This is a genomic window from Sphingomonas sp. BL-S-30, assembly GCF_055521475.1.
In genome coordinates, this window is the sequence record NZ_CM145481.1 from 417230 (window position 1) to 438492 (window position 21263).

Sequence of the window (21263 nt, forward strand, 5' to 3'; positions counted from 1 at the left end):
CGGTTTTCTCCGAATTCTCGGGAAGCAGTCATGAAGAAACTCTGGGTTCCACTATTGCTGTTGTGCACGACGCCGGCGGTCTCGCAGACCGATCCTCATCGCACCGTCGATCCGACCTTCCTCCACCGCTTCGTGCCTGACGTGAAGCCGGTGCAGGTGCCGATCAGCAGCCCCACCGCGCATTATAAGGCGCTGTTCGGGGAGGGCGATGCCAACGCCAAGCTGCTCCGCGCGATGAGCCGCTTCGGCGAGCTCAGCGTCGATCCGAACGGCAGGAGCAGCCTCGTCCGCTATCCGCGCGAGGAGCATATGTTCGTGATCCTCGATGGCGAGGGCACCATCTCGTACGGCGGCAAGACCTTCCCGGTGAAGAAGGAGGATTTCCTCTATCTGCCGCCGACCGTCGCGTTCGGCCTGAACGGCGGGCCAAAGGGCGTGAAGGCCGCCTTCATGGGCTTCAGGATCCCCGAGGCGATGCCGCTGACCATCCCCGACACGCTGAAGATCGCGAACATCGCCGATGTGCCCCTGGTCAATGTCGGCGGCCATCCGCTCGACACGCTCTACCGGCTGATGATGGGCGACACCAAGAGCACGCGCGACAAGCTCTCGACCGGGCATGTCATGATCAGCCTGTTCGTCATGGAGTTCGCGCCCGGCGCCACCAACTTCCCGCACCATCACGAGACGCAGGAGGAGATCTACCTCATGCTCGACGGCAAGGGGCAGATGGTCGCGGGCAGCGGGATGGACGGGATCGAGGGCAAGTTCCCGGCGAAACCCGGCGACGCTTATTACTACCGGGCGAATACGACGGTCGGTTTCTACAACGACAAGGCGCCCAGCCCGAAACCGGCGCGCATCCTCGCCGTGCGCTCCAACATGCCCCCGCCCAAGTGATGGAGCCGAAATGATGAAACGACCTTCCATCGCACTGACTCTGGCCGGGCTCGCGCTCGGCCTTGGTGCGAGCGGCGCGCGCGCGCAGCTCGCGATCTCCGCCAATGACGGCAAGCAGCCCCGCCTCGGCCAGAAGCCGGGCGACGTGAAGCCCGACAATGTCACCGTCATCGACCTGAACAGCTATCCGCCCAGGGTGATCGGCAAGGTCGAGGTGCCGGTGAGCATGATCGGCCCGCCGACCATCGTCGGCGTCGCCCGCGATGCGAGCTTCGCGATCGTCACCAACGGCCAGAAGTTCGATCCGGCCGACAATTCGAAGTTTGTCCTCGACGACACCGTCTCGGTCATCGACCTGAAGGACCCGACCAATCCCAGGGTGATCCAGACGATCAAGGCCGGCGACGGCGCCTCGGGCGTGGCGATCAACCGCGCGGGCACGCTCGCGCTGGTCGCGGCGACGGGGGAGGGGACGATCTCGGTCTATTCGATCGCGAACAAGACGCTGACGCTCGTCGGCAAGCTTCAGCTCGACGCCAGGGCCGGGCCGGTCGACGTCGCGATCTCGCCCGACGGCAAGACCGCGCTCGTCACGCAGCGGCGCGGCAACGGCATCTGGCGCCTCGCGATCGACGGCACCAAGGTCACCGACACCGGCACGATGTATGCGACCGGCGGCAACCCCTACGCATCGGTGTTCAGCCGCGACGGGCGCTACGCCTATAACACCAACCTGCTCGGCACGCTCCCGCCCGAGGGCACGCCGCCGCAGCGCGGACCGCGGATCGGCACGGTCAGCGTGATCGACCTCAAGACCGACAAGGTCGTCAACCGGGTCGAGGTCGGCCCGACCCCCGAGCATGTCGCGATCTCGCCTGACGGGCGCTATCTCGAGGTGACGGTGGTCAACGGCTCCTCCGCCAACCCGACCTCGGCGCAGTTCAGCCCGTTCGGCCTGTTGCAGGTCTATCGCCTGAACGGCCCCATGCTGACGCTCGTCGCCCAGGCGCAGACCGGCCAATGGGGGCAGGGCGCGACCTGGAGCAAGGATAGCCGAACAATCCTATTGCAGGGCGCCGTCGCACGCGAGATCGAGGTGTATCGCTTCGACGGCACGTCGCTGAAGCGGGATATGGGAGCCACCCTGAAGTTCGATACCCGCCCCGGCGCGATCAGCACCGCGCAAAGGCGCTAAATCTTTCGTCAACACCCGTTTCTACCCAGGAGAGTGACATGATCCGACCTACCCTGCCCGTGATCGCCAGCGCGACGCTTGGCGCCATCCTGCTCGTCACGGGTGCGTTTGCGCAGACCGTGCCGCCGACCCGGGGCCCGGCCGACGGCGCGACGCCGGCCTGGTTCCTGCAAGGGTCCGCCCCCGATCCGGGCGGCCGCACCTCGGTCGACGCGAACGGCGTGGTGACGGTGCTGCCGCGGCCGGAGGGGGCGCCCTTCGCGGCGGGTGCGCGGCCCAACACGATCCAGGGCTGCCGGCACTCGACCGCGTGCCAGAACCGCAACGGCCCGCAGCGCGGCCAGCTGCAGCGTGTCCAGTGGGAACAGAAGCTCGGTTACAAGTTCAGCTATCCGATCCAGCTGCCGCCGGGCATTGGCGGCGTACCGGCGGTCGCGCTCGATTCGAAGAACAATCTCTGGGTGTTCCAGCGCAAGCCCGCCGGCAGCCCGCAGCTGATGCGCTATTCGCCCGCCGGCAAGCTGACCATGACGGTCGGTGACGACGTGATCGGCCATGCCGACAAGGCGCATGGCATGGCGATCGATGCCGAGGACAATGTCTATGTCATCGATACCGCCAATGCGACGGTCAAGAAGGTCAGCCCGGACGGCAAGCTGCTCCAGACGATCGGGACCTCCGGCCATCCGGGTGACTGGGACGAAGGCAAGGGCCAGCGGCTGCTGTGGGAGCCGGTGATGATCGCCTTCGGCCCCAATGGCGACATGTACATCGCGCAGGGCCATGGCAACGAAAGCCCGAACGTGGTGGATTCGGACGATCCCACCAACAATATCGGCGCGGCCCGCGTCCTTCACCTCGACAAGGCCGGCAATTATATCGGCCAGTGGTTCGGCCACAACACCGGCCGCGGCAAGTTCCAGAACGCGCATGGCCTTGGGGTCGATCCAAAAACCGGCGATGTCTGGGTCGGCGACCGCGAGGATTACCGCATCATCATCTTCAATAGCAAAGGCGAGTATCTCCGCCAGATCGCGACCGAGAATCTGGTCTGCGCGATCCAGTTCGACCATAATGGCGAACCCTGGATGGCGAGCGGCCAGGACGGCCAGTTCCTCAAGCTCGATCGCAAGACCGGCAAGGTCGTCGGCGCCACCGGCAACGGCATGGGCATCGGCAAGGGCCAGTTCATCGAGGCGAGCTATTGGGTGTTCGACAAGCAGAACAACATGTGGGCGGGCGACACCAGCGTCGGCCGCGTGACCCGCATCGCGAAGTAAAAGCGGCTGGACCGGTCCGTCCGCACCCGGCGCGGGCGGACCGGCAAGGCCGCCGGCCCGTGGAACACCCGGCCGGAAGGTGTTCCAAACAGCCTCCCGCGGTGTTCCACATTGCCCGGAAGGTGTTCCATCCTGGGTGTTCCACCGCACCCGACCATCGGGGATGGCGCATCCCGGTATCGGCATTTACCGCGCCAATATTGAATAAATGGCGGAATTCCACCGATTATTACCGCCAATTTTCGTTATTTCCGCGCCCGATTTCCCGTCCTCACGCCCGGCGCACGCCAGGGGAATGACATGTCCCCGTGGAACACGGTGTTCCGGCTTTGGCATAACGTGTATTCCCGCATTGTTCCTTATAGTTGACGGGTCGCCGGGGAGCGGGGAAAAACAATATGCTGATCCAGGAATTGCCGATCGCTCATATGCGGGTCGGCCTGCGTACCGAATTCGGTCTGATCGAAAAGGCGCGCCACATTCACAACCAGCGCCGTCTGCGCGACGAAGTGCTCGGCAACGAGCTGTTCGGCGATCCGGGCTGGGACCTGATGCTCGATCTCTACATCGCCCAGGCCAGCGGCAAGCGCGTCTCGGTGACGAGCGCCGCGATCGGCTCGGGCAAGCCGATGTCGACCGGCCTGCGCTGGGTCAAGCTGCTGATCGAGCGCTCGCTGGTCGTCCGGGAGGCCGATCCTTATGACGGCCGACGCTCCTATCTCCGCCTGACCACCACCGCCTATGAGGCGATGGAGGATTTCCTCGCCCGCTGCTGAGCGCGCACTAACAAAGTCGGGTCGCACCAAGGGCCTGCCTCCAGCCTCCTGATGTTGCGGAGGTCGGAGGCAGGCCCTAACGATTTTCCGTCCTTGCGGGAGATCATGATGCTGAACGGTGCGGTGCTGGTAACGGGTGGAGCAGGCTATATCGGGAGCCACGCGGTCCTCGCCCTGCTCGACGCCGGACACCGCGTGGTGGTCGTCGACAATCTCGTCACCGGTTTCGACTGGGCGGTCGATCCCCGCGCCACGCTGGTCCGGGCCGGTATCGAGGAGGACGGCCCGGTCCGCGCGGCGATGCGCGCGCATGACGTGCGCGCCGTGATGCATTTCGCCGGCTCGGTCGTGGTGCCGGAATCGGTCAACGATCCGCTCAAATATTACCGCAACAACACCGCGGCCAGTCGCGCGCTGCTCGAGAGCGCAGTGGTGTGCGGCGTGCGCCACTTCATCTTCTCCTCGACCGCAGCGACCTATGGCACACCCGAAAAAGTGCCGATCGCCGAGGGCGATCCGCAATCGCCGATCAATCCCTATGGCATGTCGAAGCTGATGACCGAGGCGATGTTGCGCGACGTCGCCGCCGCGCACCCGATCAATTTCGCGGCGCTGCGCTATTTCAACGTCGCCGGCGCGGACCCGAAGGGCCGCAGCGGCCAGTCGACCGCGGGCGCCACCCATCTCATCAAGGTCGCGGTCGAGGCGGCGACCGGCAAGCGCGACGGGGTCTCGGTCTTCGGCACCGATTTCGCGACGCCCGATGGGACTGGCGTGCGCGACTATATCCATGTCAGCGATCTTGCGGCGGCGCATGTCGCCGCGCTCGACCTGCTTATCGCCGAGCCGGGGCGCAATCATTTCCTCAACGCCGGCTATGGCCGCGGCTTCTCGGTGCAGCAGGTGCTCGATGCGGTCGACCGCGTCACCAACATGAAGATCGAGCGCCGCCTCGAAGGCCGCCGCCCCGGCGACCCGGCGGAACTGGTCGCCGACAACCGCGCGATCCTCGCCACGCTCGACTGGAAGCCGGCGCTCGACGATCTCGACACGATCGTGAAGGATGCGCTCGCCTGGGAGCGCTTGCTGGAACAGCGCGGCCAGCAATAGCGCCGCCGCCGCGCGTCAGGACGGTCCGCCCGGTTCGACCCACCGCGTGATGCCGATCGCCTCGAGAAAGGCGTCGTCATGGCTCACCACCAGCAGCGCGCCGTCATAAGCGCGTAATCCGGCCTCCACCGCCTCGATCGACTCCAGGTCGAGATGGTTGGTCGGTTCGTCCAGGATCAGCAGGGAAGGGGGCTTCGGACCGCCCAGCACACAGGCGAGCCCGGCGCGCAGCATCTGTCCGCCGCTGAGCGTCGAGACGATCTGCAACGCCGCCTCCGCCCGGAACATGAACCGGGCAAGCGCCGCCCGGCACGCATTCTCGTCGGTCGATCGGTTGATCCGCGCATAATTGTCGCGGATCGACCTGTCCGGATCGAGCAGGCTCACCCGCTGGTCGAGCATCGCCAGATCGACCGGCACCCGCACCGTCCCGCGCCACGGCTGCAGCGTGCCGGTGATCAGCGCGAGCAGGGTCGTCTTGCCCGATCCGTTCGGCCCGGTCAGCGCGACCCGCTCCGGCCCGCTGATCGTCAGCGACTGGTCGCGCAGTACCGGGTTGCCCGGCGCATATCCCGCCGTCACGCGATCGATTTCCAGCACGATCCGGTTCGCCGGCAGCCCGGTCGGGGCGAGCGTGACCAAAAAGGGCTGCAGCACCTCCACCCGCTCGCGCGCCGCCGTCGCGGCCTCGGCGGCCTGGGTCCTTTGCCGCGCCGCCAGCCGCCGGTTCTCGCCGCCGCTATCCTCGGCCCGGTCCTTGCGCGCGCCGATCAGGATGCGCGGCATGTCGCCCTTCGCGCCCTTGCGTTTGCCCGCACCGTCCTTGCGTGCCTTGCGCTCGGCCGTCTCCTGCGCGCCCCGCGCCACTTCGGTCACGTGGCGCTCGGCCTCGGCCAGGTCGCGTTCCGCCGCCGCCAGCTCGATCGCCTTGCGTTCGCGATAGCGGCTCCAGTTGCCGCCATAGCGCGTCGCGCCCAGGCCGGTCATCTCGACGATCGCGTCCATCGTTTCGAGCAGCGCGCGGTCATGGCTGACGACGATCGCCCCCGCCCGCCACCCGGCGAGCAGGCCGATCACCGCGTCGCGCCCCTCCCGGTCGAGATTGTTGGTCGGCTCGTCGAGCAGCAGGAAATCCGGTTCCGAGAAGATCGCGCCGGCCAGACTCGCGCGCGTGCGCTGCCCGCCGGACAGCGCGGTCAGCGCCGTATCCGGCCCGGTATCGAGTCCGACCCGGCCGAGTGCCGCGGCGATGCGATCCTCCAGCGTCCAGTCGGCCTCGCCCAGTTCGTCGATGCGGGCGATTCCCTGTTCAGCACGGCGTAGCAGCGCGAGCGCTTCGGTCGCACCGAACAGGTCCGCGACCGTCTCGCCGGAGAGCTGCACGGTCTGGCGCAGCACACCGATCGTGCCGCTGACCGAGATGCGGCCCGACTGGACCGGTATTTGCCCGGCGATCAGCCTGAGCAGCGTGGACTTGCCCACGCCGTTGCGCCCGACCAGCCCGGCGCGCTCGGCACCGAAGCTCAGGTCGAGATCGGTCAGGACCGGACGATTGTCAGGCGTCGACCAGGAAAGATTGGAAATGGATATGGCAGGCATGATGAAGGTCCCCGAGGGCAAGGCGAACTGGCGTTGCGGTCGGGGACAAGGTCGTGGCGCACATCCGGTCGGAGGGCCGGTGTCAGCGGCCTGATAGGCTTGAGGTAAAGGCGGTGGCGGCGCGTTGCAAGAAGCCCCCTTGTATCGGTCGCCCTATCGGAACTCCGGGAAAAGCCGCTCGATGTCGGCCTTTAAGTCACTCGGGCCAGGGAGCAGGCCGAAATGATCCAGCAGCCCCTTCACCAACCGCGCCCGGTGCGGGCCGATGCCGGGCATCGTCTCCAGGCCGGGAAAGTCGGGATCGGCCAGCCTGTCCGCTAGGTCGCCGAGCGTTCGGTATCCCGATGCGGTCAGCCTTTGCCGCAAGCCGGGAGGCAGGACGGATTGGCTGACCGGCAGGTCGCGGTCGGTCGACTCCGGGCTGGTCGAACGCAGCCGGGTGCGCGCGCCCTTTTCGCGCTTCAGCGCCCGGCGAATATGGCCGAGCTGGCCGGCGCTGAGTCCGAGCCGGCGACGGATCTCGCGATAAGGCGTACCGGCGGCGCGCAGGCCGCGCGCCTCTTCCAGATTCTGTATGGCCTGTTCGGGCTGGCTCAGCATCGGTGATCGGTCCTGTTCCGTTCCGACGCGGTAGCGGATTTCCCTACCATGCGACAGCATCCGGCAGGAAGGGCGGAAGCGGCACGCTATCCGCCGCGGGCCCCGGTAGGATTGGCGACACCCTCCGCATAGCTCCCATGCCCGTCGATCGCCAGGCGACCCGCGAATTTCAGCACTTCGCTCCCTCGGGTATGGTCACTCTTCCGCCAGCGACCCCGTCGGGCGGATGACGCACCAATCCGGCCGCCGCTCTGCGAAAACCTCGACGAACGGCTCGGGAAAATCCCGGTCGGCAAAGCCGCCCGCCGGTACGGAGATCATGCCCGGCCGCACCTCGATCTCGTAGAATACCGATGTCCCGCACCCGCGGCAGAAATGGAAATCCGCCCAGCGGCCCTCGTCGCCGATCCGGCGATAGGTGCCATGCTCTCCACGCGTCGAGACCTGGGCTGCGTCATAGGTCGCGGTATATGCGAACGCGCTGCCGCTCCGCCGCTTGCAGTCAAGGCAATGGCAGATGGAAACGCGCACCGGCTCCCCGCGGCAGGTCGCGCTCAGGGCACCGCACATGCACTGGGCGATCCTCTCGTCGGTCATGCTCTGCTCCTATGGTCAGCCGGCCGGGCCGACGATCACCTTGCCGCGCAGATCGGGCGCGGCGAAGGTCGATTCACCGTCTCCGCCATAATCGTTCCCGATCATCGCGAACAACTCCATATAGGTTAGCTCAGGCTGGCCACACCAGCGCTGGCGCCCACCTGCGCCGCGAACCACGGCTCGATCCGCCGCAGCGCCTCCTCGACCCGGTCGGTCGACACCGCGAAGCTGAACCGCATGAACCGCCGCCCCTCCACCGGATCGAAATCGATCCCCGGCGCCGTCGCAACCCCGGTCTCGGCCAGCAGGCGCATGCAGAAGTCCATGCTGTCATCGGTCAGGTGGCCGATATCGGCCCAGATATAAAAGGCCCCGTCCGGCGGCGCGATCCGCTTCAGCCCGAGCGCGGGTAACGCGGCGAGCAGCAGGTCGCGGTTGCGCGCATAGGTCTCGACATGGCCCTCCAGTTCGTCGCGGCAATCGAACGCGACCAGGCCGGCATGCTGCGCCAGCGACGGCGGCGTCAGGAACAGATTGCCCATCCGCGCCCGCGCCGCATCGATCAGCGCCGGCGGCACCACCAGCCAGCCGAGCCGCCAACCGGCCATGCTGAAATATTTGGAGAAGCTGTTGACGATCAGCGCGTCGGAATCCTCCTGCAGCACCGACCGCGCCGGGCCGACATAGCTCAGCCCGTGATAGATCTCGTCCGAGACGATGCGGATGCCCCGCCTGCGGCACACCGCGACGATCGCCGCCAACTCGTCGGCGGCGATGATCGTCCCGGTCGGGTTGGCCGGGCTGGCGAGGATCAGCCCCTGCGGCGCCGGCTCGAGCCGCTCGATCGCCGCCGCGGTGATCTGGAACCGTTCCGCCGCGCCGCAGCCGATCTCGACCGGCACGAGGTGAAGTGCCTTCACCGTGTTGCGATAGGCGACATAACCCGGCCGCGCGAAGGCCACCCGGTCGCCCGGCGCGAACAGGCAGGACAGCGCCAGCACAAAGGCCGGCGAGGCCCCGCAGGTCAGCACCACCTGTTCGGGGTCGATGGCGACGCCATAGGCCTCGTCATAATGGCGCGCGATCCGCGCCTTGAGCGGCATGCTCTCCCAATAGCCCATCCCGTCGGTCGCGAGCACGTGGTGCGCCGTCGCGATCGCCGCGGCCGGCGCGCCGGTCGAGGGCTGGCCGAACTCCATATGGATCACCGACCGGCCCTCGGCCGACATGCGGTGCGCCAGCCGGCTGACGGCGATGGCGTGGAAGGGATCGATCTCGGCTGACATGCTGCCCGCTTAGCGCCTGGGCGGGCGGGCACAATCTACAATTCCCCTCCCGCTTGCGAGCTGGCGGTCCGGCGAGGCCGGGATTGCCCCCGGCAATCCCCAATCATGCTGGGGGCATGATTGACCTCGTCAGACCGCCCGCTGGGTTAGGGGAGGGCGTGTCCGCAAACGGTGCATTCCTTCTTACAGGCCCTCCCCCGACCCCTCCCGCAAGCGGGAGGGGAGAAGGGCGAAATGCACAATCGTCCCGAACCTCGCCATGCGGGCATCCGGTCAGCAATCATTCACCCGAAAAGGCGCATCGGCGCTGGCGCTGTGGTAAAAAGGATGTGGTTGGATGTCCCGGTCGATTCGGCGAACTGCCTGTGCCCTGGTCGCTCTGGTGACGGCGATCTCCCCGATCTCGGCCTCGATGGCCTCCGCCCAGGATTATCCGCCGCCACCGCCCCAGACGAGCTATCGCGACCCGCCGCCACAGCAGCAAGGTTATCGGGATCCGCCGCCGCCGCCCGAACAGGGCTATGACGAGCAGGATGACGCGCCGCCGCCCGGCTATGACGGGTCCGAACCGCCCCCGCCGCCGCCCGGCTATGTGGCGGATCAGGCCGACGCGGCGCAGTACGACCAGGACCGCCGCTACGAGGCCTATGCCGAGGACTGGTCGGCGCGGAACTGCATCCAGGCCCGCAGCAACTCCACTGCCGGCGCAGTGATCGGCGGCGTGTTCGGCGCGCTGCTCGGGTCGAGCATCGCCGGCCGGCACGATCGCGGCGCGGGCGCCATCATCGGCGGCGTCGCGGGTGCCGCCGGCGGTGCCGCGCTCGGCGACCAGAGCCGCTACGACACCAGCCCCGGCTGCCCGCCGGGATTCGTCGTGCGCAACGATGCGCCGGCCTTTTATTATGACGGCCCTTATACTTACGCCGCGCCGGGCTGGTACCGGCCCTGGGTCTATTATGAAGGCCGCTGGAGCTATCGGCCCTATCCCTATCACGCCTGGTATTACCGCCACTACGGCTATGCCCGGCCCTATCAGTATCGCGGCTATGGCCGGGGCTATTATCGCCATCGCCGCTGGTGACGGCCGGGGCCGTCCCCTCTAAAGGCGTGCCCAACGCCAATGAATAGGAACGCCCATGTCCCGGATCACCCTGCAACAGGCCAACAGGATCATCGAGGCGGCGTTGGCCCGGGGTGCCGAACTCGGCCTCAAGCCGCTGAGCGTGTCGGTGCTCGATGCGGGCGGCCACATGATCGCCTTTCAGCGCCAGGACCGGGCGTCGAGCCTGCGCGAGCGGGTCGCCTCGGGCAAGGCGGCCGGCGCGCTCGCCCTCGGCGTCTCGAGCCGCAAGATCGGCGAGATGGCAGCGGACCGGCCGAGCTTCGTCGCGTCGCTCGGCGCGCTGGCGACGCACGGCATCATTCCCGCGGCGGGCGGGGTGATCGTGGTGGACGGGGAAGGCCTGCCGATCGGCGCGGTCGGGATCACGGGCGACAGTTCGGACAATGACGAGGCCTGCGCCCTGGCCGGCATCGCCGCCGCGGGGCTGACCGCGCAATCATAATCAGTCTGCTTCCCCGGCGAAGGCCGGGGTCCAGTTGGGGAGGATTAGTAGTGACCCGTCTCGCTGGCCAAAGGCTGTTTTTCGCGCTGATTCCCGCAATCTTGTCCGCCCTTCTCATCGCCACCCCGGCGACAGCGCAGGTCCATGGCCGCATCTATCCCGCCCCCAAGGCGCCGCTGAGCACCGCCGGCCTGCCTGCCACCGCGACGATCGATACGGTGCAAACCGCCGATGGCCTGTCGCTCAAGGGCATCGAGATCGCCCCGCGTGACGGCAAGCCGACCCTGCTCGCTTTCCACGGCAACGGCTCGAGCGCGATGCGGTCGGTGGAATGGTATGCCCCGCTGATCGCCGAAGGCTATGGCATCGTCGCCGCGGAGTACCGCGAATATAGCGGCAACCCGGGCAAGGCGAGCGAAGCCGGCCTCGCCGCCGACGCCGATGCCTTTTACGCCCGCGCCCGTAGCCTGGCGGGCAGCGGCAAGCTGATCATTGTCGGCCACAGCCTGGGCGGCGGTGTCGCCTTCGGGCTCGCCACGCGCCAGCATGTCGATGCGCTGGTCACCATCGGCGCCTTCACCCGCCTGCGCGACATGGTGTCGAAACTCCTCCGCGCCGCCGTGCCCAAAGAGTATGACAATGTGGCCGCGATCCCGAAGCTCGACGAGCCGCTCTACCTCATCCAGGGCACCGCCGACGACACCGTGCCGTGGCAGATGGGGGAACAACTCGCCAAGGCGGCCGGCGCGGCGCACAAGCCCGGCGCTGCCTTCGTCATCAAGGATGCGGGCCATGCGCCCGATGGCGCTGTTGTGGCGATGATCCTCCGGGCGATCGTGGCGAAGCTCGACGGGGATGGCGCGACGGTGAAGGTGACGTTGCCGGAAACCGTGCATCTGTACCCGTTCGGCCAGTAGGGGGACTCCCCCTATCTTCTTCCCCGGCGGAGGCCGGGGCCCAGTCGGGAAGGCTGATGTAACTATGCGCAGCGCCAGCCATGTGCGTCCCCCAACTGGGCCCCGGCCTTCGCCGGGGAAGGGAAGAGGGTGAGGGCGCCTAGCGCCCCGATTCAATCTCTCGCACCGCCCGCTATCGTCTCACGCCCGGCGCTCCACGCCGAAGCCCGAGAGAGACGCAACCTGTGGCAGTAGAGATTCCAGACCCCAACTATCCCCAAGAAGAGCGCGAACAACTCCCGATACCCCTCGCGGAATTCGGCAACTATTCGTCAAATGCGGCTCGCGCGATTTTTCGCGACGCGTTTCTTGCGCTTCCAACACCGTTTCATCCGCTCCAACTAAACCCGCTACAGGCGCGCAATAGCGCCGCGATTCGCCCCCTTCCCAGGTGGGTCGCAAAATTCGACGAATACTGGCCAGTTTCGATCCGACTCCAACACCACTACTTGAAGCCTCCACGCCGCGCGTCAGGGCCCCTTCACCACCACGCCGCCCTTGATCACCAGCCGCACGTCGCGCACCGCCGCTATGTCGCGGGTCGGGTCGCCGCTCACCGCGATCAGGTCGGCGAGCAAGCCCGGCTTCACCGCACCGACCTTGCCGTCGAGATGGAAGGCCCGCGCATTGCCCGAAGTCGCCGCGATCATCACCTGCGCCGCCGGCATGCCGCCCGCGGCCATCAGCTCCATCTCGCGCGCATTCTCGCCATGCGTGAACACGCCGACATCGCCGCCCATGCACATCGCCACGCCAGCCGCTCGGGCAAGCGCGAAGGACTTGCGACTCTCCGTCACACCCGCGGGAGCAGGATCGGCACCATTCCACCCGCGATAGCGCGCCACCGCATCCGACGCAGCCAGCGTCGGGCACAGCGCGATCCCCTTCGCCGCCATCGCCTTGAAGATCTCCGCCGTGCCGCCATAGCCATGCTCGATCGTGTCGGCCCCTGCCGCGATCGCCCGGCGCATGCCCTCGGCGGTCGACGCATGGACGGCGACGGTGCGGCCCGCATCATGTGCCGCCTCGGTCGCGGCGGTGATCTCGGCCTGGGACAGGGTAGCGCGGCTCGGCTCGCCCGGCCCCCAGCGGTAATCGGCGTACAGCTTCACCACATCCGCGCCCGCCGCGATCTGGCTGCGCACCGCGCGGACCATGCCGTCGACGCCGCTCACTTCCTCGGCGCCCTGCGGAATGGCGACGCCGGGCTCGAACCCCTTGGGGCCATAAGCCCCCAGCGCGACGATCGCCCGCGTCGCCACCGTCAGGCGCGGCCCCGGCACCACACCCTGGTCGATCGCCTGGCGCAGCCCGACATCGGCATAGCCCGCCCCCTCGGTGCCGAGATCGCGCTCGCTGGTGAAGCCCGCCATCAGGGTCGCGCGCGCCTGCGCCACCGCCCGCGCGGTGCGCAGCGCCAGCGGCTCGTGCAGCACCTGATCGTCCCAGCTCGTCTCGTTATAGGGATGCAGGAACAGATGACCGTGGCCCTCGATCATGCCCGGCATCAGGGTCTGGCCCGGCAGGTCGATCGTGCGCGCGCCGGCGGGCGCGGTCAGTTTCGGCCCGACCGAGACGATCTTGCCGCCCTCGATCAGCACTTCCCAGCCGACATGCGGCTTCGGATCGACGCCGTCGAAAACCTGTGCCGGGCGGAGCAGGATGGGTGGCTCGGCCGCCGCCACGGGCCCGGCGATCGACAAGGTCAGCGCCAGCAACCACTTCATCGCCCGTTCTCCTTGCCGCGCCACGATGCGCCGGATAGCCCTTGTCGCATGGATAGACTCAGCCGCCGCCTTCGCAACCCGCTCCTCGCGCTTGTCCTGCTCGTCCCCGGCATCGCCCATGCGGCGCCGGACGAGAAGGCCGGCTGGAAGGCCCAGGCCGCCCGCGTCACCATCACGCGCGACGATTGGGGCATCGCCCATGTCGTCGGCAAGAGCGACGCCGATGCCGTGTTCGGCGCGATCTATGCGCAGGCGGAGGACGATTTCAGCCGGGTCGAGGCCAATTACCTCACTGCGCTCGGCCGCACCGCCGAGGCACAGGGTGAGAAGGCGATCTGGGCCGATCTGCGCCAGCGCCTCTATGTCGATCCGGTCGACCTCCAGAAGCAGTACAAGGCAAGTCCGGCCTGGCTGCGCACCCTGATGCGGGCCTGGGCCGATGGCTTGAACTATTATCTCGCCACGCACCCTGACACCCACCCCAAGGTGCTGACGCGCTTCGAGCCGTGGATGGCGCTCTCCTTCACCGAAGGCAGCATCGGCGGCGATATCGAGCGTATCTCGCTGTCGGAACTGGAGAGCCTCTACGGCACGCGCCAGGTCGCGATGACCGACGAGGAGCTGGGCCGCATCCCCCGCGAGCCGCGCGGTTCCAACGGCATCGCCATCGCGCCGAAGAACACCGCCGACGGCCATGCCCTGCTGCTGATCAACCCGCACACCAGCTTCTATTTCCGTTCCGAACTGCAGATGACCAGCGGGGAGGGGCTCAACGCCTATGGCGCCTCCACCTGGGGGCAGTTCTTCATCTATCAGGGCTTCAACGCGAACGCCGGGTGGATGCACACCTCCTCGGGCGTCGACAATGTCGACGAGTTCGCCGAGACCTTCGTGTTCCAGTCGGGCAAGCTCTCCTATCGCTACGGCGACAAGCTGCGCCCGGTCGAGCGCCGCCGCATCTCGATTTCCTATCGCCAGCCCGACGGCACCATGGGCACCCGCACCTTCACCGTGCAGCGCACGCATCATGGCCCGATCGTCGCCAAGCGCGACGGCAAATGGATCGCCATGTCGTTGATGTGGAAACCGATCCCCGCGCTCGAACAAAGCTGGTTGCGCACCAAGACGACCGACCTCGCCTCGTACATGGCCGTGGCAGAGCGCCAGGCGAACAGTTCGAACGACACGCTGTTCGCGGACAGCAAGGGCGAGATCGCCTATCTCCACCCGCAATTCGTGCCGATCCGCAACGATAGCTTCGATTATACCCGCGCGGTCGACGGATCGGATCCCGCGACCGACTGGAAGGGGCTGCACGCGATTGCGACCTTGCCCAACGCGATCAACCCGCCGGTCGGCTGGGCAAAGAACTCGAACGACTGGCCCTGGCAGTCGGCCGGCCCCGACAGCCCGAAGGCGGCCGACTATCCCAAATATATGGATCAGGCCGGGGCGAATGCGCGCGGCACCCATTCCGATCTGCTGCTGACCGGCAAGACCGGCTTCACCCCCGAAGGCCTGCGCGCGGTGGCCTATGACTCCTATCTCCCGGCCTTCGCCAAGCTGATCCCGCAACTCGTGTCCGCCTGGCAGGCGCTTCCCGCAGGCGACGCCCGCCGCGCGACGCTTGCCGCGCCGATCGCCGCGCTCAAGGGCTGGGATTATCGCTGGAGCGCCGCGTCCGAACCGACCTCGCTCGCCATCTTCTGGGGCGATGCGCTGTGGAAGGATGTCGGCGGCTTTGCCCGCGCCGAGCGCATGAACGTGCCCGACTATATCGCCGCGAAAGTGACGCCCGAGGCGAAGCTCGACGCGCTCGTCCAGGCGGTCGATCGCCTGACCCGCGACTTTGGCGACTGGCGCGTGGCCTGGGGCCGGATCAACCGCTTCCAGCGCCTCGACGACTCGATCGACGCCCGGTTCGATGATTCAAAACCCAGCATCGCCGTGCCATTCGTCTCCGGCCAATGGGGGTCGCTGGCGAGCTATGGGGCGAAGGCGTATCCGAACACGAAGAATTATTACGGCACCAGCGGCAACAGCTTCGTCGCCGTCGTGGAGTTCGGCCCGCGTCTCAAGGCCTGGGCGGTCACCGCGGGCGGCGAAAGCGGCAACCCCGCCTCACCCCATTTCAACGACCAGGCCCAGCGCTACGCCGACGGCAATCTCCGACCGGTCTATTTCTACCCTCAGGACCTCACCGGCCATGTGGAGCGGAAATACCAACCGGGGGAGTAAGGCGCGGTGTCAGCAATTATGTTCCTTCCCCGGCGAAGACCGGGGTCCAGTTGGGGGACTTGGATTGGAGAAGGTGCCCTTCGTTACTACAACCTCTCCAACTGGACCCCGGCCTTCGCCGGGGAAGACCCTTTCAGGCCTCGCCCGCTCTGGTCTGCTCCCACGCATCCACCACCGCATCAACCGTGACATCCGCCTCCGCCATCGTCGTCGCCACCGAGGAGACCGAAACCCGCATCACCCAGTGCCCGCGCCACAGCGCCGATCCGATGAACGCCACCGCATCCTCCTGCACCTGCCGGACGGTCGCGAGCGTCAGCGCATCATCGCCCCCGAAGCGCACCATGAACTGGTTGAGCTCGACCGGGCAGACCAGATCGACCCCCGGCAACGCCGCCAGCCGCTCCGCCATGTGCGTCGCGATGGCGCAATGTTCCGCGACCATCGCCGCGATCCCCTCGCGCCCGAGCTGCCGGATCATCGCCCAGGCGGCGAAGCCCCGCGCGCGCCGCGACAGCTCGGGAACATAGGCGGAAGGGTCGCGCTCGGCGCCTTCGGCCGGCGGCAGATAGCTCGCGGTGATCGCCATCGCCCGCCGATGCGCCTCCGCATCGCGCACGATCGCAAAGCCGCTGTCATAGGGCGTCTGCAGCCATTTGTGCCCGTCGGTCGCCCAGCTGTCGGCCAGCTCGACCCCGGCGGCCAGGTGCGCCTGGTCCGGGCTCGCCTGCGCCCACAACCCGAACGCGCCATCGACATGCAGCCAGGCATCGGCCTCCCGCGCCATCGGCGCGATCTCGGCGAACGGGTCGCACGCGCCGGTGTTGATCTGCCCCGCCTGAGCGATCGCGATCACTGGCCCGGTGGTCTCGCCCAACGCTCGCGCGAACTCGTCGGCCAGCATCCGCCCGCTCGCATCGCAAGCGATCCGCCGCACCCGCTGGGCGCCGAGTCCGAGATACTTGATTCCAGAATAGACCGTCGCATGCGCATCGTCGCCGATCAGCACGGTGATCGGCGGCGCGCCGCACAGCCCGTCGGCCTCGACATCCCAGCCGACGCGCCGCAGCACCTCGCTCCGCGCGGCGGCGAGACACACGAAATTGGCGACCGTCGCGCCCGTGACGAAACCGACCGAAGCGCCCGCCGGCAGCCCAAGCAGATCGAGCAGCCAGCCTGCCGTAACGGCCTCGATCGCCGAGGCAGCGGGCGCGGCATGGAGGTTGGCGGCATTCTGCCCCCAGGCGGCAGCCAGCCAATCCGCCGCGACACCCGTCGGATGCGAATTGCCGATCACCCAGCCGAAGAAGCGCGGGCCCGTCGAGGCGCGGATGCCCGGCGTGGCCAGGGTCGCGAGTTCCTCGATGATCGCCCGTGGGTCGGCACCTCGTTCGGGCGTCGGCGCGGCGAAGGCGGCGAGCATCTCGGCATAGCTCGCGACAGGCGTATTCTCCGCCGTCGCGACGTCGCGCCGATAGGCGATGGCGTGCTTCGCGGCGTCGGCCATGGCGGCATGGCCGTTATCGATATCGTCCGGTTCCATCGCGCGACCATGTCACAACGGGCAGGGCACGCGCCATCCGCTTCTGGCCTTCAAAGTGTCGCCTCAGTGGAAAGCGGGCGCCGCCTCCACCGCGTCCTCGCCGGAAAGCCGAGATTTGGGGCCCAGCCCGCCGAACAGCGCGATCACCACATAGGCGATGGCGGGCAGCACGAAGGTCATGCCGATCGACGTCGCGTCCGCGATCCAGCCGGAGAACAAGGGCAGCAACGCCCCGCCCACGATCGCCATGCAGAGCAGGCCCGACACCGAGGCGCTCGACGTCCTGGACCGTTCCATGGTGATGCTGAAGATCGTCGGGAACATGATCGAATTGAAGAAGCCCACGCCCAGTGCCGCATACGCCGCCGCGGGGCCGTGCAACACGAATGCCGCCGCGGTCAGGCACGCCGCGATCGCGGCGGCGCCGGTGAGCAACCAGCTCGCCCGTACCCTGGTCAGCACCACGCTGCCGACGAACCGTCCGGCCAGCGCACCGCCCCAGTAATAATAAGCCAGCACCCCGCCCGCCGCTTCGAGCGTCAGGCCGAGTACGTCGGGCCGGTTGAGGAAGTTGATCATCACGCTGGCGATGGTCACCTCCGCGCCGACATAGAGGAAGATCGCGATTGCGCCGAACACTGCCCAGCCGGAGCGCAGCGCCTTGAGCGGCGAAGCGCCCTGGATGGTGATGTCGGCAGCCGATGCATTGATGCGCTTGCGGAAGACGAAGATCAGCAGCGCGAGCGCCGCGACCGCGATGGCGATCAGCACAAAGGCATGGTCGATCGCGCCCAGCGCCGTGCTGCGCGGGATGTGCGGCAGGATATGCCCGCCCTTCCCGAATACGTCGGGCCGCAGCATCAGCTTCGATCCGATGCTGACGCCCAGCACCACGCCGAGCGAGTTGAACGCCTGGGCGAAGGTGAGGCGGAAATGGCTCCGCTCGGGCGCGCCGAGCGACGCCGCCAGGGGGTTGGCCGCGACCTGCAGCACGGTGATGCCGCCCGCCATCACGAACAATGCGACCAGCACCATGGTGTAGGCCTGCATGTGCGAGGCGACGAGCATCAGCCCGCACGCGCCGATCATCACCATCAGTGCCGTGATGATCGTCCGGCTGTGCCCGAGCCGCGCGAGCAAGGCGGCAGCCGGCAGCGACACCACGAAATAGGCGAGGAAGAAGGCGAACTGAGTCAGCATGCCTTCCGCCACGTTGAGCGTGTAGATGCCGCGCATCGCTGCGATCAGCGGATCGGTGTTCGACGTGACGAAGCCCCAGGCGAAGAACAGGCACGTCACCACCGCAAAGGCGGCCCCGGCACCGGCAGCGGCCTTGCCGCCCTCGGTTGCGGTCATTGCGGGCACCCGGCGACACCGTTCGCGCTGACGAAGCGGATGTCGGAGATCGACAGCGTCGCGGCCCCGGCGCTCGCCAGGATCAACGGCGCGCTCACTCGCCGCGGGTCGAGCCCGGCGGTGGCGAAGCAGTTGAGCGGCAGGGTGAGGGTGGTCCATTGTCCGACCGGCGCGGCGCGCAGCACCCCGGTGATCGGCACCGCGCCCGCGCAATTGGCGCCGCACTGCATGCCCAACCTGACGGTGCCGGTCGGCGCAGCATCCACGCGATATTCGATGACCATATTATATTGCGCATTGGATTCTCGGCCGATGTCGATCGGCTTGTCGGCGGCGATCCGCGCGGTACCCCCGGCGGTTCCCCAGACGATCCTGCGCGCATCCTCCTGCGCGCGCCGGTCGACGCTCGACAGGCGAACCCCGCCGGCCCCTGTCGCGCCGGCATTGCCGGACACCGGCTCGGCGACCCCACCTGGCTCGGCCAGATCGAAGCGCCAGCCGGGCGGCAGGGTGCCGCGCGCGAACACGGTGCCGTCGGGCCGCGTGGCGGCTGCCGGCCGATCCTCGGACAGTGCCGGGAGGTCGCCCTTATCCTTGTAGGTCAGCCCATAGCCGAACGCGAAGAGCGGGTCGTACACGGCGTCGCCCTTGTTGAGCGGCGTCTGGTCGATGCGCTTCGGCCAGGAGAAGGACAGCGTGCCGCGGAAATCGTGGCGCGGTTTGCCGTCCGCACCCGCCAGCAGCACATCGGCCACGCCGCCACCTTCGCCGCCGGGCAGGAAGGCCGCGACGAACGCGTCGGCCGCGTTGAGCTCCGGGTTCACCCAGAGCGGCCGGCCCGACAGGAATACCGCGACCACGGGAATGCCTTGCGCCTTCAGCTTCTTCAGCAGGTCGAGGTCGCGGCTCTCGCCGGGGCGATATTCCACCGTCGGCCGGTCGCCCGCGAACTCGGCGTAAGGATCCTCGCCGAACACCACGATCGCCGCGCCCGGCTTCTTGGTGAAGCTGCCGTCGACGCTCAACGTCGCGCTGCCGCCTGCCGCCCTGGCTGCCTCGGCGATACCGGCATAGATCGACTGGGCATGCGGGAAGTCGGCATTGGTCATGCCGGTGCCCTGCCAGCTGATCGTCCAGCCGCCGCTCTGCTTGGGGATATTGTCGGCACCGTCGCCCGCCACCAGCAGGTCGAGCCTGGGCGACAAGGGCAGCACATGGCCCTGGTTCTTGAGCAGCACGAGCGACTCCCGCACCGCCTGCCGCGCGACAGCGCGATGCTCCGGCGATCCGAGCAGCTCGAACTTGCCGGCGAACGGACGCGACGAAGGCTTGCCCTTCTCGAACATGCCGGCGCGGATCTTCACCCGCAGGATTCGCCGCACCGCTTCGTCGAGCCGCGCCTTCGATATCTCGCCCGATTTCACCTGCGCGAGCGTGCTGGCGTAAAAGCCTTTCCAGCTGTCCGGCGCCATCACCATGTCCATGCCGGCGTTGATCGCGGCGGCGCAGGACGTGTTGGTGCAGCCCGGCACCTGGCCATGCGCATTCCAGTCGCCGACGGTCAGCCCGTCAAAACCCATCTGGTCGCGCAGCGCGCCGGTCAGCAAGTCCTTGTCCGCGCTCAGCTTGGTGCCGCGCACGCTGGAGAAGCTCGCCATCACCGCCTGCACGCCCGCCGCAATCGCCGGGGGATAACCGGCGCCGTGGATGTCGCGGATCTGCTCGGGGGTTCCAGGATTGTCGCCCTGGTCGATGCCATTGGCGGTGCCGCCGTCGCCGACGAAATGCTTGGCGGTCGCGATCACCTTGCCGTCGCGCAGAAATTCCTTCGAGCCCGCCTTGCCCTGCAGCCCCTCGATCATCGCGCCGGCATAGTCGCGCACCACCGACGGATCTTCGGAAAAGCCCTCATAGCTGCGGCCCCAGCGGTCGTCGCGCACCACCGCCAGCGTCGGCGAGAAATCCCAGTCGATCCCGGTGACCGCCATCTCCTTTGCGGTCACTTCGCCGATCTTCCGGATCAGGTCGCGGTCGCGCATCGCGCCCAGGCCGATATTCTGCGGGAAGATCGTCGCGCCGATGATGTTGGCATGGCCATGCACCGCGTCGATGCCCCAGATCGGCGGGATCACCGGGCGGCCGTCGTCGCGCCTGGTCACGGCCTCCCACGCCGCATCGGCATAAGCCAGCCAGGCAGGGGCGGGAGCCTTGTCGTCGAGATTCGGGCCGGAACTGCCGCCGGCCAGGATCGATCCGAATTTATACTGGCGGATTTCGTCCATCGTCAGGCTGCCGATGTCGGGCTGCACGACCTGCGCCACCTTGTCCTCGACGCTCATTCTGGCGAGCAGCGAATCGATCCGCTTTTCCATCGCGGGATCGGCCGGCAAGGGCGACCCGACATGCGGCCAGGCGGCAGTCGGCGTCTGCGCCGCGCCGATTCCCGTTGCTGTCGCGATGGCCACGAGGCTTGCGACCCCGAACGCCATCTTCAGCCTGCGCCTGCCGAGCATTACACCACTCTCCCCACCGATC

General features: G+C 67.7%; 18 protein-coding genes. 9 read left to right on the plus strand and 9 right to left on the minus strand.

Annotation, left to right across the window (positions count from 1 at the left end):
- The first annotated feature begins 30 nt into the window (after window positions 1–30).
- From ACZ1I5_RS01655 to galE, 5 genes are all read left to right on the plus strand, one after another.
- Window positions 31–900 (plus strand): cupin domain-containing protein, encoded by an 870-nt coding sequence (locus ACZ1I5_RS01655; RefSeq protein WP_465172012.1) that lies wholly within the window; start codon window positions 31–33, stop codon window positions 898–900.
- A 13-nt stretch (window positions 901–913) separates the two neighbouring features.
- The gene (locus ACZ1I5_RS01660; RefSeq protein WP_465172013.1) at window positions 914–2095 is read left to right on the plus strand and encodes a YncE family protein; all 1182 of its coding nucleotides are present in this window, start codon (window positions 914–916) and stop codon (window positions 2093–2095) included.
- A 38-nt stretch (window positions 2096–2133) separates the two neighbouring features.
- The gene (locus tag ACZ1I5_RS01665) at window positions 2134–3375 is read left to right on the plus strand and encodes an NHL repeat-containing protein (RefSeq protein WP_465172014.1); all 1242 of its coding nucleotides are present in this window, start codon (window positions 2134–2136) and stop codon (window positions 3373–3375) included.
- 398 nt (window positions 3376–3773) lie between these two features.
- Window positions 3774–4151, plus strand: a complete 378-nt coding sequence (locus tag ACZ1I5_RS01670; RefSeq protein WP_465172015.1) for a hypothetical protein — start codon at window positions 3774–3776, stop codon at window positions 4149–4151.
- A 108-nt stretch (window positions 4152–4259) separates the two neighbouring features.
- Window positions 4260–5261, plus strand: coding sequence for a UDP-glucose 4-epimerase GalE (galE, locus tag ACZ1I5_RS01675; RefSeq protein ID WP_465172016.1), 1002 nt, complete (start codon window positions 4260–4262; stop codon window positions 5259–5261).
- Between the two features lie 15 nt (window positions 5262–5276).
- Here the strand turns inward: galE and ACZ1I5_RS01680 are convergent, their stop codons facing one another.
- The 5 genes from ACZ1I5_RS01680 to ACZ1I5_RS01700 form a co-directional block, all read right to left on the minus strand.
- Window positions 5277–6860 (minus strand): ABC-F family ATP-binding cassette domain-containing protein, encoded by a 1584-nt coding sequence (locus tag ACZ1I5_RS01680; RefSeq protein WP_465172017.1) that lies wholly within the window; start codon window positions 6858–6860, stop codon window positions 5277–5279.
- Window positions 6861–7013: 153 nt separating this feature from the next.
- Window positions 7014–7460: a hypothetical protein gene (locus ACZ1I5_RS01685; protein ID WP_465172018.1), complete on the minus strand. Its 447-nt coding sequence runs from the start codon at window positions 7458–7460 to the stop codon at window positions 7014–7016.
- A gap of 195 nt (window positions 7461–7655) precedes the next feature.
- Window positions 7656–8057: a GFA family protein gene (locus ACZ1I5_RS01690; protein ID WP_465172019.1), complete on the minus strand. Its 402-nt coding sequence runs from the start codon at window positions 8055–8057 to the stop codon at window positions 7656–7658.
- 15 nt (window positions 8058–8072) lie between these two features.
- Window positions 8073–8177: a tail fiber protein gene (locus ACZ1I5_RS01695; RefSeq protein WP_465172020.1), complete on the minus strand. Its 105-nt coding sequence runs from the start codon at window positions 8175–8177 to the stop codon at window positions 8073–8075.
- A 5-nt stretch (window positions 8178–8182) separates the two neighbouring features.
- A complete protein-coding gene (locus tag ACZ1I5_RS01700; RefSeq protein ID WP_465172021.1) occupies window positions 8183–9343 on the minus strand; it encodes a pyridoxal phosphate-dependent aminotransferase in 1161 nt (386 codons plus the stop codon).
- 337 nt (window positions 9344–9680) lie between these two features.
- Between ACZ1I5_RS01700 and ACZ1I5_RS01705 the strand changes: the two genes are divergently transcribed.
- The 3 genes from ACZ1I5_RS01705 to ACZ1I5_RS01715 all read left to right on the plus strand — a co-directional run bounded on the left by ACZ1I5_RS01705 (window position 9681) and on the right by ACZ1I5_RS01715 (window position 11825).
- Window positions 9681–10424 carry a glycine zipper domain-containing protein gene (locus ACZ1I5_RS01705; RefSeq protein ID WP_465172022.1) on the plus strand — a complete coding sequence of 248 codons (744 nt, stop codon included), beginning with the start codon at window positions 9681–9683 and terminating at the stop codon, window positions 10422–10424.
- 55 nt (window positions 10425–10479) lie between these two features.
- On the plus strand, window positions 10480–10908 hold the full coding sequence (locus ACZ1I5_RS01710; RefSeq protein ID WP_465172023.1) for a GlcG/HbpS family heme-binding protein: 429 nt from the start codon (window positions 10480–10482) through the stop codon (window positions 10906–10908).
- A 101-nt stretch (window positions 10909–11009) separates the two neighbouring features.
- Window positions 11010–11825, plus strand: coding sequence for an alpha/beta hydrolase family protein (locus ACZ1I5_RS01715; RefSeq protein ID WP_465172024.1), 816 nt, complete (start codon window positions 11010–11012; stop codon window positions 11823–11825).
- Window positions 11826–12334: 509 nt separating this feature from the next.
- Here ACZ1I5_RS01715 and ACZ1I5_RS01720 read toward each other — a convergent pair.
- The gene (locus tag ACZ1I5_RS01720; protein WP_465172025.1) at window positions 12335–13591 is read right to left on the minus strand and encodes a metal-dependent hydrolase family protein; all 1257 of its coding nucleotides are present in this window, start codon (window positions 13589–13591) and stop codon (window positions 12335–12337) included.
- Window positions 13592–13639: 48 nt separating this feature from the next.
- Here ACZ1I5_RS01720 and ACZ1I5_RS01725 point away from each other — a divergent pair, with 48 nt between their 5' ends.
- Window positions 13640–15829, plus strand: a complete 2190-nt coding sequence (locus tag ACZ1I5_RS01725) for a penicillin acylase family protein (RefSeq protein WP_465172026.1) — start codon at window positions 13640–13642, stop codon at window positions 15827–15829.
- Between the two features lie 133 nt (window positions 15830–15962).
- Here ACZ1I5_RS01725 and ACZ1I5_RS01730 read toward each other — a convergent pair whose 3' ends face one another.
- From ACZ1I5_RS01730 to ACZ1I5_RS01740, 3 genes are all read right to left on the minus strand, one after another.
- A complete protein-coding gene (locus ACZ1I5_RS01730; RefSeq protein WP_465172027.1) occupies window positions 15963–17372 on the minus strand; it encodes a pyridoxal phosphate-dependent decarboxylase family protein in 1410 nt (469 codons plus the stop codon).
- Between the two features lie 63 nt (window positions 17373–17435).
- Window positions 17436–18728 carry an MFS transporter gene (locus ACZ1I5_RS01735; RefSeq protein WP_465172028.1) on the minus strand — a complete coding sequence of 431 codons (1293 nt, stop codon included), beginning with the start codon at window positions 18726–18728 and terminating at the stop codon, window positions 17436–17438.
- The gene (locus ACZ1I5_RS01740; protein WP_465172029.1) at window positions 18725–21241 is read right to left on the minus strand and encodes a glycoside hydrolase family 3 protein; all 2517 of its coding nucleotides are present in this window, start codon (window positions 21239–21241) and stop codon (window positions 18725–18727) included. The genes ACZ1I5_RS01735 and ACZ1I5_RS01740 overlap by 4 nt, the downstream gene beginning before the upstream one ends.
- Between the last annotated feature and the right edge of the window lie 22 nt (window positions 21242–21263).

Excerpts from the sequence above, each read along its gene's own strand:
- ACZ1I5_RS01685 (WP_465172018.1), bottom strand. The coding sequence starts at position 7,460 with ATGCTGAGCCAGCCCGAACAGGCCATACAGAATCTGGAAGAGGCGCGC.
- ACZ1I5_RS01710 (WP_465172023.1), top strand. The coding sequence starts at position 10,480 with ATGTCCCGGATCACCCTGCAACAGGCCAACAGGATCATCGAGGCGGCG.
- ACZ1I5_RS01720 (WP_465172025.1), bottom strand. The coding sequence starts at position 13,591 with ATGAAGTGGTTGCTGGCGCTGACCTTGTCGATCGCCGGGCCCGTGGCG.
- ACZ1I5_RS01655 (WP_465172012.1), top strand. The coding sequence starts at position 31 with ATGAAGAAACTCTGGGTTCCACTATTGCTGTTGTGCACGACGCCGGCG.
- ACZ1I5_RS01695 (WP_465172020.1), bottom strand. The coding sequence starts at position 8,177 with ATGGAGTTGTTCGCGATGATCGGGAACGATTATGGCGGAGACGGTGAA.
- ACZ1I5_RS01680 (WP_465172017.1), bottom strand. The coding sequence starts at position 6,860 with ATGCCTGCCATATCCATTTCCAATCTTTCCTGGTCGACGCCTGACAAT.
- ACZ1I5_RS01670 (WP_465172015.1), top strand. The coding sequence starts at position 3,774 with ATGCTGATCCAGGAATTGCCGATCGCTCATATGCGGGTCGGCCTGCGT.
- ACZ1I5_RS01735 (WP_465172028.1), bottom strand. The coding sequence starts at position 18,728 with ATGACCGCAACCGAGGGCGGCAAGGCCGCTGCCGGTGCCGGGGCCGCC.
- galE (WP_465172016.1), top strand. The coding sequence starts at position 4,260 with ATGCTGAACGGTGCGGTGCTGGTAACGGGTGGAGCAGGCTATATCGGG.
- ACZ1I5_RS01730 (WP_465172027.1), bottom strand. The coding sequence starts at position 17,372 with ATGGAACCGGACGATATCGATAACGGCCATGCCGCCATGGCCGACGCC.
- ACZ1I5_RS01740 (WP_465172029.1), bottom strand. The coding sequence starts at position 21,241 with ATGCTCGGCAGGCGCAGGCTGAAGATGGCGTTCGGGGTCGCAAGCCTC.
- ACZ1I5_RS01725 (WP_465172026.1), top strand. The coding sequence starts at position 13,640 with ATGGATAGACTCAGCCGCCGCCTTCGCAACCCGCTCCTCGCGCTTGTC.
- ACZ1I5_RS01700 (WP_465172021.1), bottom strand. The coding sequence starts at position 9,343 with ATGTCAGCCGAGATCGATCCCTTCCACGCCATCGCCGTCAGCCGGCTG.
- ACZ1I5_RS01660 (WP_465172013.1), top strand. The coding sequence starts at position 914 with ATGAAACGACCTTCCATCGCACTGACTCTGGCCGGGCTCGCGCTCGGC.
- ACZ1I5_RS01665 (WP_465172014.1), top strand. The coding sequence starts at position 2,134 with ATGATCCGACCTACCCTGCCCGTGATCGCCAGCGCGACGCTTGGCGCC.
- ACZ1I5_RS01705 (WP_465172022.1), top strand. The coding sequence starts at position 9,681 with ATGTCCCGGTCGATTCGGCGAACTGCCTGTGCCCTGGTCGCTCTGGTG.
- ACZ1I5_RS01690 (WP_465172019.1), bottom strand. The coding sequence starts at position 8,057 with ATGACCGACGAGAGGATCGCCCAGTGCATGTGCGGTGCCCTGAGCGCG.